The 12,497-nt window shown below is 47.6% G+C and carries 12 protein-coding genes; 11 read left to right on the top strand and 1 reads right to left on the bottom strand.

Translation table 11 applies throughout. The annotated features are described in order from the left end of the window. Window positions 1-152: 152 nt before the first annotated feature. From porQ to pfkA, 4 genes are all read left to right on the top strand, one after another. Window positions 153-1,175 carry a type IX secretion system protein PorQ gene (gene porQ, locus ACRD6K_RS19570; protein ID WP_430974614.1) on the top strand — a complete coding sequence of 341 codons (1,023 nt, stop codon included), beginning with the start codon at window positions 153-155 and terminating at the stop codon, window positions 1,173-1,175. Between the two features lie 116 nt (window positions 1,176-1,291). After that, a complete protein-coding gene (cmk, locus tag ACRD6K_RS19565) occupies window positions 1,292-1,999 on the top strand; it encodes a (d)CMP kinase (RefSeq protein ID WP_430974613.1) in 708 nt (235 codons plus the stop codon). Window positions 2,000-2,032: 33 nt separating this feature from the next. Then, entirely contained in the window at window positions 2,033-2,884 is an 852-nt protein-coding gene (locus ACRD6K_RS19560; RefSeq protein WP_430974612.1) for a 4-hydroxy-3-methylbut-2-enyl diphosphate reductase, read from the top strand. Between the two features lie 188 nt (window positions 2,885-3,072). Then, window positions 3,073-4,086, top strand: a complete 1,014-nt coding sequence (pfkA, locus tag ACRD6K_RS19555) for a 6-phosphofructokinase (RefSeq protein WP_299577192.1) — start codon at window positions 3,073-3,075, stop codon at window positions 4,084-4,086. Window positions 4,087-4,178: 92 nt separating this feature from the next. Here the strand turns inward: pfkA and ACRD6K_RS19550 are convergent, their stop codons facing one another. Next, entirely contained in the window at window positions 4,179-5,498 is a 1,320-nt protein-coding gene (locus ACRD6K_RS19550; RefSeq protein WP_430974611.1) for a Gfo/Idh/MocA family protein, read from the bottom strand. Window positions 5,499-5,819: 321 nt separating this feature from the next. Here ACRD6K_RS19550 and ACRD6K_RS19545 point away from each other — a divergent pair, with 321 nt between their 5' ends. The 7 genes from ACRD6K_RS19545 (at window position 5,820) to ACRD6K_RS19515 (ending at window position 12,090) form a co-directional block, all read left to right on the top strand. Further along, on the top strand, window positions 5,820-6,572 hold the full coding sequence (locus tag ACRD6K_RS19545; protein ID WP_430974610.1) for an outer membrane lipoprotein-sorting protein: 753 nt from the start codon (window positions 5,820-5,822) through the stop codon (window positions 6,570-6,572). 65 nt (window positions 6,573-6,637) lie between these two features. Beyond that, window positions 6,638-7,006: a four helix bundle protein gene (locus ACRD6K_RS19540; RefSeq protein ID WP_430974609.1), complete on the top strand. Its 369-nt coding sequence runs from the start codon at window positions 6,638-6,640 to the stop codon at window positions 7,004-7,006. A gap of 55 nt (window positions 7,007-7,061) precedes the next feature. Next, on the top strand, window positions 7,062-8,282 hold the full coding sequence (locus tag ACRD6K_RS19535) for an ABC transporter permease (protein WP_430974608.1): 1,221 nt from the start codon (window positions 7,062-7,064) through the stop codon (window positions 8,280-8,282). A gap of 11 nt (window positions 8,283-8,293) precedes the next feature. Continuing rightward, on the top strand, window positions 8,294-9,511 hold the full coding sequence (locus ACRD6K_RS19530; RefSeq protein WP_430974607.1) for an ABC transporter permease: 1,218 nt from the start codon (window positions 8,294-8,296) through the stop codon (window positions 9,509-9,511). Window positions 9,512-9,542: 31 nt separating this feature from the next. Continuing rightward, complete coding sequence (locus tag ACRD6K_RS19525) at window positions 9,543-10,232, top strand: ABC transporter ATP-binding protein (protein WP_299577182.1); 690 nt, start codon at window positions 9,543-9,545, stop codon at window positions 10,230-10,232. A gap of 2 nt (window positions 10,233-10,234) precedes the next feature. Further along, complete coding sequence (locus ACRD6K_RS19520; RefSeq protein WP_430974606.1) at window positions 10,235-10,933, top strand: CAP domain-containing protein; 699 nt, start codon at window positions 10,235-10,237, stop codon at window positions 10,931-10,933. Further along, window positions 10,930-12,090 carry a hypothetical protein gene (locus ACRD6K_RS19515; RefSeq protein ID WP_299577178.1) on the top strand — a complete coding sequence of 387 codons (1,161 nt, stop codon included), beginning with the start codon at window positions 10,930-10,932 and terminating at the stop codon, window positions 12,088-12,090. The genes ACRD6K_RS19520 and ACRD6K_RS19515 overlap by 4 nt, the downstream gene beginning before the upstream one ends. Window positions 12,091-12,497: the final 407 nt, after the last annotated feature.

Raw genomic sequence — 12,497 nt, 5'->3', positions numbered from 1 at the left:
TGACAAAAGCAATCTCCGAAAAAACGGGCACCCTAGCCTTCCCTGATCAGCACCCAAAAGCTCCTAAGCTGTCGGGAAAATCGCGCCAAATCATCTCCTTATCAAAATAAAAAAATATCTTTGGCATCTGAAGCACAAACCAGCCCAGAGGGATGAAAACCAAACAACTCATTTTTCTTGCTCTTATTTTTGCCACACTGCAAGTTCGTGCCCAAATTGGGGGCGAAAATACCTATGAGTTTCTCAACCTTCCCAACTCGGCCCGCATGGCAGCACTTGGAGGTAACCAAATTGCCATCAACGACTCCACCGACCTGAATGTTGCCTACAACAATCCTTCGCTGCTCCATGCTGAAATGGACAATAAACTATTGCTCAACTACATCAATTACTTTGACGATATTCAATCTGGCTACGCCTCGTATGCGAAAAACTACGGACAAGCAGGCGTATTTGCTTTGGGCATGCATTACATCAATTACGGCAAATTTGTGTATGCCGATGAATTTGGAGAGCGAGGTGGAACATTTAAAGCTGCGGAATATGCGCTGAATATTCTCTGGTCAAAATCCTTTAACCGGCTGCGGGTTGGAGCCACACTAAAACCCATTTTATCTTCTTTCGAGGCTTACCAGTCTTTCGGAGTTGCCATCGATTTGGGCGTAAGTTATGCCAGTCCCAACCGGCTAAGCAATGTTGCCATTGTCTTTCGAAATATCGGTAGTCAGGTCACCACATATTACGATGGAGCCGAGCGCGAGTCCATTCCATTCGATATTCAACTGGGCTTTTCCAAGCGTCTTGAGCATGCCCCCTTACGTCTGTCGGCTACCCTGCAGCACCTTCAAAAATGGGAACTGGCACAACCTAAAGAGAACGATAACAGTTTTGAAAGTACCATTCAAGAAGACAGCTTTGGGAAACAGTTTATGCGGCACCTGTTATTGGGTATTGAATTACTCCCAACAGAAAACCTGACTTTAAGAGCAGGCTACAATTACCAACGCCGGCAAGAGCTCATCTTTAACGACAAAGCCTCGACTGTTGGTTTTTCATGGGGCTTCGGATTTAAAATCAACCGGTTTCACTTCAATTACGGGTCTGCCCGCTACCACCTGGCAGCCAGCAGCAACCACATTTCCGTGGCCATTAATTTGAGTGAAAACTTTCACTAAAAACCGGCTAATCTGATTTTTTCTACTTCCTCCTCCCACAAACAAACCGTATTGGTTTAGTGATTTGTTTCCTTCAATTTTCCGGAACTTCCATAGAAAACAATATATTTGCGACAATGAATCAGACTGACAGCAAAAAAATTGTGATTGCCATTGACGGACACTCATCATGTGGCAAAAGCACGGTGGCCAAACAACTGGCCAAACAGTTGGGCTACCTTTACCTGGACAGCGGTGCCATGTACCGCGCAGTAACTTTGTTTGCATTACGCAACCAACTGGCCAAAAACGGGACTGTGGATGAGCAGGGCCTGATTGACCGTTTGGAGGAAATTAAAATTGAGTTTCACTGGAACGAAGCCAGCCGGCAAAACGAGACCTACCTGAATGGGGAGAATGTAGAAGAAGAAATTCGACAGCTTCCGGTTGCAAACCATGTAAGCCCGGTTGCCACCATCAAAGAAGTGCGTCAGGCCATGGTCAAGCAACAACAGGAACTGGGCAAAAACAAAGGCATTGTTATGGATGGGCGGGACATCGGCACAGTGGTTTTCCCTCAGGCTGAATTGAAAATTTTCATGACTGCCAGCCCCGAAGTCCGGGCACAACGACGATACGATGAACTAACTGCCAAAGGGCAGCAGGTGCAGCTGGACGAAATTCTGAAAAATGTGGAAGACCGTGACCGGATTGATTCAGGCCGGAAGGAAAGCCCGCTAATGCGCGCTGACGATGCCTTGATTTTGGACAACAGTTACCTCAACCGTGAAGAACAACTGAAATGGGCGGTGGAAAGAGCCAAAGAGCGTATTGAAAACTGCTAGCTGAATGACCAAGCGACAACAGAGAATTTTACCGTGAAAGTAGAGATCGATCATAAATCAGGCTTTTGCTTTGGCGTGGTCAATGCCATCAAAAAAGCAGAAGAAACCCTTAACAAGGGAGGTGTGCTCTTTTGTCTGGGCGATATTGTGCACAATGGCATGGAGATCAAAAGACTGGAATCCATTGGACTAATAACGATTGATCGCGAGAAATACTTCACCTTGAAAAACTGCCAGGTCTTGCTTCGTGCACATGGCGAACCCCCTGAAACCTACGCTTACGCCAAAGCCAACAACATTGAGTTGATTGATGCCACTTGCCCCGTGGTACTTAAACTTCAGCAGCGGGTAAAAGATGCCTTTCAGGAAATGGAACAAAAAGACGGGCAAGTTATCATCTTTGGAAAAAAGGGACATGCCGAAGTCATTGGTCTTAACGGGCAAACCAACAACCAGTCCATCATTGTTGAACAGGAAGACGATTTAGCAAAAATCGATGGCAACAAACCAGCTTATTTATTTGCACAAACAACAAAACCGGTGGATGAATTTTACGAGCTTGCTCAAAAGATTGAAGCCCAATCAACCGGAGAGCTTGTGGTAAAAGACACCATCTGCCGGCAGGTAGCCAACCGCGTGCCCCGCATGAAGGAGTTTGCGGCTCAGCATGACATCCTGATTTTTGTAGGCGGCAAAAAAAGCTCGAACGCTAAATTCCTGTTCGAAGTCTGTCTGAAAGTAAATCCCAACAGCCATTTTGTTTCATCGCCAGATGAACTCGATTCGGGCTGGTTTGAAGGGAAAAAGTCGGCGGGCATTTGCGGAGCAACCTCTACCCCGCAGTGGCTGATGGAAGAAGTAGCCGAACTGGTGAAAGGCTATTAATTTCAAGCAACCGAATCCTCGCTCTGAAACTGACACACCTTGGGCTTAAGTGTCCGAAATCTGAATCTTTTGCAATCTGGATTTCGAAAACGCCCCAAGGCAGGGTACCCGTTATAATTTCCTCGAAATAATTGCTAATCGCCCCGTGAATGGCTAATTTGCAAGGTCAATATAAATCGAAGTATTCCATGACAAAATCAGAAAAAACCAACATCAGGCAATCACGGGAGCTTAAAAAAATCGGCATTATAACATCCGGAGGTGATGCTCCCGGGATGAATGCGGCCATACGCGCCGTAACACGAGCTGCCATTTACAATAAATTAGAAGTGGTTGGAATTAACCATGGTTATAAAGGAATGGTTGACGCCGATTTTCGACCGCTTAGTTCGCGCGATGTCAGCGGTATTCTTCAGCAAGGAGGAACGATTTTAAAAACGGCCCGATGCGCAGAGTTTCGGACAAAAGAGGGACGCGAAAAAGCTTATCAAAATTTGCAAAAAGCCGAAATCGACGCCTTGGTCGTTATTGGTGGCGATGGTTCGTTTACCGGAGCTCTTATTTTCTCCAAGGAATTCAACATCCCCATTGTTGGGATTCCGGGAACGATTGACAACGACATCTATGGCACGGAGTACACCATTGGCTACGATACGGCCCTTAACACGGTTGTTCAGGCAGTCGATAAAATTAAGGATACCGCTGCCTCGCATGGTCGCATTTTCTTTATTGAAGTGATGGGGCGGGAAGCAGGTCTGCTGGCTCTGAACAGCGGGATTGCCATTGGCGCTGAAGTCATTCTGATTCCGGAGTCAACCAAAGACAAAGAGGTATTTGAACGCTACATCAGCAAGGGCTACAAGCGTAAAAAAACAAGCGGCATTGTTGTTATTGCTGAAGGCGACAAAATGGGCGGCGCAATCAAACTGGCGGAAAAAGCCCAACAGGAAAATCCGGATCTGGAAATCCGCGTCTCCATTTTGGGGCACATGCAGCGCGGCGGAAGTCCGACAGCTAAAGACCGGATTGTTGCCACCCGAATTGGAATTGCAGCCATTGAGGCCCTGCTTGACGATCAGCAAAGCATTATGATCGGGCTAAGGAACAACCGGATTACGCATGTTCCCTTTAGCAAAGCAGTTAGGCTGAAAAACAGCATTGATACCGATTTATTGAACATGCAAGAAATCATCAACATTTAACCGGCTTCGAAAGCCAAACCAGGAAGCTTGGTTTAAGCTCATAAAAAAGCCCGGAATTTGAAATCTCCGGGCTTTGTATTTGAATATTATTGTTATACTTTGGGCAGTGTCCAGGGCGAACGGTAATGGGCTTTAACCAGTTCATTCGCTTCATCGTCATTAATAAACTGCTGTGCATCGGGGTTCCAGTTTACTTTGCGTCCCAGGCGATAAGAGATATTCCCCAGGTGAGCAAAGCGGGCAATGTGTGCCCCGGTTTCAATATCACAATTGGGCTTGTTGCCCGTGCGAATACAATCCAAAAAGTTTTTCACATGCAAATCCAATCCATCTCCTTGGGCATTTTGCAACTTCACTCCATCATAACCTTCCTTCTTACTGGTGCTTTTGGTTTCTGCAATCACTTCCCAGCCACTACGGTCAATCACCAAGGTTCCGTATTCGCCAACAAAAGCAACGCCATGTCCGCGGCCTCCGTAATTGGCACCGTAAATACCAATGGTGTGGTCCCACACCAAGCCAAAATCGCCAAAGTCATATACCGTCGTCATGGTGTCGGGTGTTTGCATGGCATCATCCGGGAAGGCATATTTTCCGCCCACTGCCATAATTGATTTCGGCACATACTGATTCATGCCAAACAAGGCAAAATCAAGCAGGTGTACGCCCCAATCGGTCATCACCCCACCAGCATAGTCCCAGTACCAACGGAAAGAGGCATGAAACCGGTTTTTATTGAACGGACGTTTCGGAGCAGGTCCCAACCACATGTCGTAGTCAACACCTTCCGGAGCTTCCGAGTCGGGCACTACCGGAATGGAGCGTTTCCAGCCCACATTGGACCACGAACGTACGGAGCGCACCCGTCCAATGTTTCCGCCTTGTACATAGTTTACCGCATCGTTCCAGTGCTGGTGGCTACGTTGCCACTGCCCTACCTGTACCACGTTACCATAGCGTTTTTGTGCGGCTACCATCACGTTGCATTCCTCAATGGTCGTTCCAATGGGTTTTTCAACATACACATGCTTTCCCGCCTCCGAAGCATAAACCATGGGCAAGCAATGCCAATGATCAGGTGTTCCCACAATCACAGCATCAATATCCTTGTTATCAATCAGCTGCCGAAAGTCGTTGTATAAAATCGGACGTTTGCCGGTCATTTTCTCCACATCTTCGCCCCGCTTATCCAGCACACGCTGATCCACATCACAAAGAGCCAGGCATTCCACTTCCTTGTTTTTCAGGAATGATTGCAGGTTGTTAAAACCCATTCCACGGCAGCCAATCAGCCCCACCGTAATTTTTTCATTGGGCGAAGCACATCCGGCATTCATAATCGTAGGCAATGCAGCTATTCCGGCAGTAACAACAGCCGACTGTTTGATAAAGGTTCTTCGGGTATCGTTCATCACGTTGTGTTTAATTAATTTTATTTGGTAGTTCCTGTAAAGATAATTGAAATAAGTAAAATGCGAATTCGATTGCACAAATTCCTTATTTTTCATGGAAAGAGTTATCCTGCAAAAAAAATCAGCCGGTTTATTAAGCCGCTTATAACCAATTACCCAATACCGCAGGCAATTTCATGGCCATTAAGTTGCAAAATAAGCCACACTGTTTTAACTTAACACAATGGTTATAGCCAAAAACCGAATCAAGCAAGCGAATGGATAAATTGCAAAACTTGTTTGCCTGACCGGTCAACGAAACCATTCACTAAAAATGCTTTCATGAAAAAATTAACAACCTACTTCGTCCTGTTTATCCTGACCCTGTCAGCCACTGCCCAATCGGTCGATATCAAAGAGATCGTTCGCAAAGCCGACCAAAAACTACGCGGCAACTCCAGCATTGGCGAGTTTACCATGACCATTCAACGCCCGGCGTGGGAACGAACCATTTCGATGAAAAACTGGACGTTGGGCTCCGACTATTCTTTGATTTTGATTACAGCGCCTGCCAAAGAAAAAGGACAGGTTTTTTTGAAACGTGAAAACGAAATGTGGAACTGGGTTCCCAGCATTGACCGGATGATTAAAATACCGCCATCAATGATGATGCAATCCTGGATGGGTTCCGACTTTACCAACGACGATTTGGTGAAGGAATCATCGCTGGTGAAAGATTATGAACACCAGCTGATAGGCGAAGAAAACCTTGAAGGCTATGCATGCTATAAAATAGAACTGATTCCACATGAAGAAGCAGCCGTTGTGTGGGGCAAAATTTACATGTGGGTCAGCCAGGAAGAGCTGCTGTGGTTGAAAGCCGAATTTTACGACGAAGATAATTTTCTGGTCAACACCGAAATTTTAAGTGACATCAGGCAAATGGATGACCGGATTATTCCAACGCATCTGGAAATGATTCCGGCCGAAAAAGAAGGACACAAAACCATCATGACCTTTGACCAGATCGATTTTGATGTTGATCTGAAGGCATCTTTTTTCTCTATTCAGAATATGAAAAGAATAAGAAATTGAGGGATGGAAGGATTGATGGACAGAAGGATGCAGAGATGGAACGTTCGAACAAAAAACAACTAGGAATGGCAACCTCAGAGCAAATAGAATATCGAATGGAGATGAAAGAGCGGTTGAGAACATTCGTCCTCAATCTTCTGGAATTAACAACGCAAATCCCATATTCTCAAGAGACGAAAATTATCAAAGATCAGTTAATCCGATCAGGAAGTTCAATTTACGCCAACTACCGGGCAGCCTGCAGAGCCCGTTCAAAAAATGAATTCTACAGTAAACTGTGCATTGTCGTAGAGGAAGCCGATGAAACGGAAATGTGGCTTGATCTTTTGATTCTTTCAAAATGGAGCAACAACAAGCAAACAAAGGCCCTGCATAACGAAAGTCTTGAACTGCTAAAGATCATGGCAAAAGCCCGAAAAAATTCAAACCAATAAACGATGAAACCAACCCATCAATCCTTCAATCCTCCAATCCTTCAATCCATAAGCTATGCCCACTAACCTAAAAATAGCATGGCGCAACCTTTGGCGCAACAAACGGCGAACCCTGATTACCGTGGCCTCCATCTTTTTTGGCGTACTGCTTTCGGCCTACATGACCAGCATGCAGGAAGGTTCGTACGAAAAAATGGTTGACATGGTCGTAAAGTATTACTCGGGGTCCATGCAGGTACACCACGAAAACTACTGGGAAAGCAAAAGTATTAACGACACTTTTGAAGACAACGACTCCCTCCGGCAAAAAATCTTAGCCCACAACGAAGTGGACTTTCTTATTCCGAGGCTGGAATCCTTCGCACTGGCTTCCTCGCGCGAACTAACCAAGGGCGTTTTGGTTTTAGGAATTGAACCGGAACCGGAAAACCGCCTGACCTCGCTAAAAAGCAATGTTCGCTCAGGCACCTACCTGGATGAAAAAGACCAGGGACTGCTGATTGGCGAAGGGCTGGCAAACTATCTCCGTCTGGGCGTCAACGACACGCTGGTACTTATCAGTCAAGGGTACCACGGCATCAGTGCCGCCGGGAAATACCCAATTCGCGGCATCATCAAACATGCCTCACCAGAGCTGAATAAAATGATTGTTTACATGACACTTCCCGTTTGTCAGGATTTCTTTTCGGCACCCAACCGACTAAGCTCCCTGGTGGTTAACATCAAGGACAACGACCTGCTTCAGCGGAGCCTGAAGAAACTACGGGCCGACCTCACCTCACCTTATTCCATTATGAGCTGGCAGGAGATGTCGCCCGAAATGGTGCAACAAATTGAAAGCGACCGGGCAGGTGGCATCATCATGAAAGCAGTGCTTTACATTGTCATAGGCTTTGGCATTCTGGGCACCATTATGATGATGATTGCTGAACGCAGACGGGAGTTTGGCGTGATGGTTGCCATTGGCATGCAACGCTATAAACTGGCCACCATCCTTTTCTACGAAACGGTTTTTATCGGCATGATTGGCGCCCTGTCAGGCTTACTGGTCAGCATTCCGCTACTCAGTTTCCAGGCGCAAAACCCCATTCCTCTAACCGGACAAGCAGCCCAACTGATGGAAGACTACGGCTTTGAACCGTATATGTTCTTTTCCCTGGCCCCTTCAGTGTTCTGGCACCAGGCACTCACCGTATTCCTGATCACGCTGCTCATTGCCCTCTACCCCATTTTTTCGGCCAACCGAATGAAATTAATTAACGCACTACACGCTTAAACCCACCCGATATGATTACTTCTGTTGCATGGCGAAATATTTGGCGAAACCCGGTTCGGTCGGGCATTATCATCACGGCCATTTCAATTGGCATGTTTGCCGGCGTGTTTAGTGCTACCTTCACAAAAGGCTGGATGAACCAGCGGCTGGAAGCCGGCGTGGAGACAGAAACCTCACACATCCAGCTGCATGAGCCAACCTATCGCGAAAATTATGAGATCAACCAATTCATCCGGCAGGGAGTTCAGCTGGCTGACCAACTTTCAGCGCTCCCCGAAGTTGATGGAGTCAGTCCGCGGGTAACCATTCAATCCATGATTGCTTCGGCCGAAACCGGCACCGGCGTTAAAATTATGGGCATCATTCCTGAAAAAGAGAAGCAGGTGACTAAATTAAGCCAGTTTGTTACTGAAGGGGACTATTTTGAAAGCATCAGCCGAAACCCAATCATCATCGGAAAAAAACTGGCCGAGAAACTCAAAATCAAGTTAAAATCCAAAGTGGTTATCACACTTCAGGATGCCGATGGAAACATTACCGGCGGAGCGTTCCGGGTATGTGGTATTTTTGATTTGACCAACAGCATGTTTGAAGAGGCCAATGTCTTTGTCCGGTACAACGATCTGGCCCGTTTAGGCATGCTTCCCGAAGGAGTGGCGCACGAAATCATTGTTCACCTCAACGATCAGAAAAACCTGGAGTCCGTCACCCAAGAGCTTCGAACCAAATACCCTGAATTGGAAGTCATGAACTGGAAAGAGCTCACCCCCGAGCTCGGCTACCTCAATGAAATTGGCAATTTATACACCTACATCTTTGTCATCATCATCCTGCTTTCCCTGGGATTCGGCATTATTAATACCATGTTGATGGTGGTGATGGAACGCGTGAAAGAGCTTGGCATGCTCATGGCTATCGGTATGGGCCGGCTTCGGTTGTTCCTGATGCTTATGCTCGAAACCACCCTGCTCACGCTTACCGGTGGCCTCATTGGAATCGTCCTGGGGCTGGGAGCTTCTTTTGCCCTTCAGGAAAAAGGCATCAACCTGTCGAACTGGGCACAGGGGCTGGAAGATTTTGGCTATTCGGCCATCATTTACCCGGTGGTTGAAACTCAAATGGTGCTGGTCATTATCCTGCTGGTCATTCTCACCGGAATTATTGCCTCGGTGTACCCGGCCCGCAAAGCACTGAAATACAATCCGGCCGAAGCCATCAGAACAGAATAATTCAAGAACCAACTTTTAAAACCATCCAACGATGACAATTATAAGCATCAATAACCTGTTTAAAACCTACAAAGATTCAGAAATCGAGGTACACGCGGTCAATGGCATTGACTTGTCCATTGATGAAGGAGAATTTACGGCCATTGTTGGCCCTTCCGGCTCGGGCAAAACCACCCTGCTGAATATGCTTGGCGGACTGGACCAACCAAGTTCAGGAACCATTCGCATTGATCAAACCGAACTGGCCCAGCTCAAATCGTCACAACTCATTGATTTCAGAATGAAAAACATTGGTTTTGTCTTCCAGTCCTACAACCTGATTCCGGTACTGACAGCCAAAGAAAATGTGGAGTTTGTTATGCACCTGCAAGGAAGGCCCAAAAAAGAACGGGAGGAGCGCACCATGCAACTGCTGGAAGCTGTCGGGCTAAAAGGACGCGAAAACAGCCGGCCGGCCAAGCTTTCCGGCGGACAGCAACAGCGGGTAGCTGTGGCCCGGGCCTTGGCTTCGAAACCCCGGTTTGTGCTGGCCGATGAACCCACCGCCAACCTCGATTCAAAATCGACCGAAAATCTGCTCAATATCATGGAAGAGCTGAATAGGCAAGAAAAAATAACCTTTATCTTTAGCACGCACGACCAGCGCGTGGTCAACAAAGCCCATCGGGTTATTACCCTTGAAGATGGAAAAATAATTAATGACAATCGTAAAAACAGCTAATTATGCAGGCAATCTTAAACCTCATGCTCATTCTTTTCGGAGTTTTAGTCTCCACCTCAAACAACCACGAACCAGCCAACACGCCCCAGGATGACTCGTGGCCTGAAAGCATCAATACCGTCGAGCAAGCCTTTTACCTGGATACTTACGAAAAAGCAATTGTGCTGGAATTGAACAAGGTTCGCAACAACCCGGCCCGCTATGCGGCCGACTACCTCGAACCGTTGAAAACCGCCTACAACAACAAGGTGCTCACCTTCCCCGGCGAGGCGCCTTTGCAAACCCGCGAGGGAGTTGCTGCCCTGGAAGAAGCCATTCAGGCCTTGAAAACAGCAGCTCCGGTTCCGCCTCTGGAACCTTCGCGCAGCTTAACCTCCGCCGCTGAATTGCTGGTTAAAGATCAAAAGTCTTATGGCGGAACCGGCCACCTGACCAAAAGTGGCTGGACGCCTCAGGTTCGGGTCAAACGCTTTGGCACTTACACCTCGCGACTGGCCGAAAATCTGGTGTACGGCTACACCAATGCGCAATACGCGATCATTTCGCTGTTAATTGACGACGGCGTGGCTAACCGCGGACACCGTGCCAACATTCTGGATGCCGGTTTTACCACCGTTGGCGTGGCAGCAGATAAGCATCCGACCTACAACTATTTTTGCACCATTGAATTTACTGATGGCTTTACAGCAACCGGACGATGAAACGTTTTTACCTGCTCCTGCTCCTGGCTGTTCCTTTGCTGGCAGAGGCCCAGCAAGCGGTTAGCCTGACCGGGTATGCCAAGGAGCTGTTCATGTATTACAAACCCGACCAGGAACTGCCGGGCATTGGCTCCGATGCTTTGGTGGCCAACACCTTTCACAACCGACTGAATTTTAAATGGTACGCGTCCACCCAACTGACAGCCGTGGTGGAAATGCGCAACCGCATCCTGTTTGGAAACCTCGTGAAGCAATACCCCGCCTACCAGTCGGTGGTTGATGTGGATAATGGCTACCTGGATTTATCCTTTGTGCCATTCGAAGGAAAAGGCTGGTTCATGCACAGCTTCTTCGACCGGGCTTACCTCGACTGGGTTTCGGGCAACTGGCAAATCCGGCTGGGACGCCAGCGAATCAACTGGGGGGTCAACCTGGTGTGGAATCCAAACGACGTTTTCAACTCCTTTTCCTATTTCGATTTCGACTACGAAGAGCGCCCCGGAACCGATGCCTTGCGCATTCAATACTATACCGGAATGACCTCTTCGGCTGAACTGGTTTACCAATTGGGAGAAAATGCAAACGACATGGCCCTGGCCGGACTGTACCGCTTTTCACAATGGGATTACGACTTTCAGTTTATCGGCGGATGGGTTGGTACCGACTACATGCTGGGGGCCGGCTGGGCTGGCGACATTAAAGGTGCCGGTTTTCGCGGAGAGATCACCCACTTCAAGCCACGACAAGAAGACTCCGGGTCTGAAACCGCAACGGTGGCCTCCATTTCGGCCGACTATACTTTTCCTGGCTCCCTCTATATTCACTCCGGCATTTTATACAACAGCCATGGCACCACAGGCAAAGCAGGCGGATTAGACCCCTTTTTCAACAACAAACTTTCCGCCAAATACCTTTCGCTGGCTCGTTATTCCTTGTTCGGGCAGTGTTCCTATCCGCTTACGCCCCTGCTTTCCGTCGATCTTTCCAGCATCCTGAATCCCAGCGATGGCTCCTGGTACATTGGCCCCACAGCAAGCTATTCGCTTCAAAACAACCTGGAACTAATGGCCACCGGGCAATTGTTTTTTGGGGAAGAAGGCACTGAATTTGGTGAAATTGGTAAATTACTCTTTGCCCGCTTAAAATGGAGCTTCTGAGCTTACGGGTGAACATGGGCCCAGGTGGGAAGCTCGTAGTTGATCCCCAACTGCAGTTTGCTGCAAGCCGACTGGAGTTTGTCCGGAACCAACCCGAGTTCTGTTTTTGCCGACTCGAGTTTGCTCAGCGCTGACTTCGCCGACCCTTTTACCGACTGCAGTCACCTTTTTGATGAATTGAGTCCGTTCGAACCCGACTGCAGTCACCTCGAAGCTAAGTCGAGTCAGGTCAGAACCGACTGCAGTCACCTCAAAGGTAACTCGAGTCATGTTTGAGGTGGGGGGGGTACCTCAGAGGTACCCCCCTGAGGTGTTAAATAGAAAATGCTCGGTAATGTTCATTAAACTGTGTCAATTGTATTTTTTGCTATTAGAGTTTTAGTTTGCATCGTTCTCCAAATTTGATA

It is taken from the genome of Sunxiuqinia rutila, assembly GCF_050589705.1.
In the GTDB taxonomy this organism is placed as follows: domain Bacteria; phylum Bacteroidota; class Bacteroidia; order Bacteroidales; family Prolixibacteraceae; genus Sunxiuqinia; species Sunxiuqinia rutila.
The sequence above is the reverse complement of the archived record's forward strand: the minus strand, read 5'-3'. Positions and strand labels throughout refer to the sequence as shown.

Coding starts and splice junctions, on each gene's coding strand:
- ACRD6K_RS19520 (WP_430974606.1), top strand. CDS start 10,235: ATGCAGGCAATCTTAAACCTCATGCTCATTCTTTTCGGAGTTTTAGTC.
- ACRD6K_RS19540 (WP_430974609.1), top strand. CDS start 6,638: ATGGCAACCTCAGAGCAAATAGAATATCGAATGGAGATGAAAGAGCGG.
- pfkA (WP_299577192.1), top strand. CDS start 3,073: ATGACAAAATCAGAAAAAACCAACATCAGGCAATCACGGGAGCTTAAA.
- ACRD6K_RS19535 (WP_430974608.1), top strand. CDS start 7,062: ATGCCCACTAACCTAAAAATAGCATGGCGCAACCTTTGGCGCAACAAA.
- ACRD6K_RS19515 (WP_299577178.1), top strand. CDS start 10,930: ATGAAACGTTTTTACCTGCTCCTGCTCCTGGCTGTTCCTTTGCTGGCA.
- ACRD6K_RS19530 (WP_430974607.1), top strand. CDS start 8,294: ATGATTACTTCTGTTGCATGGCGAAATATTTGGCGAAACCCGGTTCGG.
- ACRD6K_RS19550 (WP_430974611.1), bottom strand. CDS start 5,498: ATGAACGATACCCGAAGAACCTTTATCAAACAGTCGGCTGTTGTTACT.
- ACRD6K_RS19545 (WP_430974610.1), top strand. CDS start 5,820: ATGAAAAAATTAACAACCTACTTCGTCCTGTTTATCCTGACCCTGTCA.
- cmk (WP_430974613.1), top strand. CDS start 1,292: ATGAATCAGACTGACAGCAAAAAAATTGTGATTGCCATTGACGGACAC.
- porQ (WP_430974614.1), top strand. CDS start 153: ATGAAAACCAAACAACTCATTTTTCTTGCTCTTATTTTTGCCACACTG.
- ACRD6K_RS19525 (WP_299577182.1), top strand. CDS start 9,543: ATGACAATTATAAGCATCAATAACCTGTTTAAAACCTACAAAGATTCA.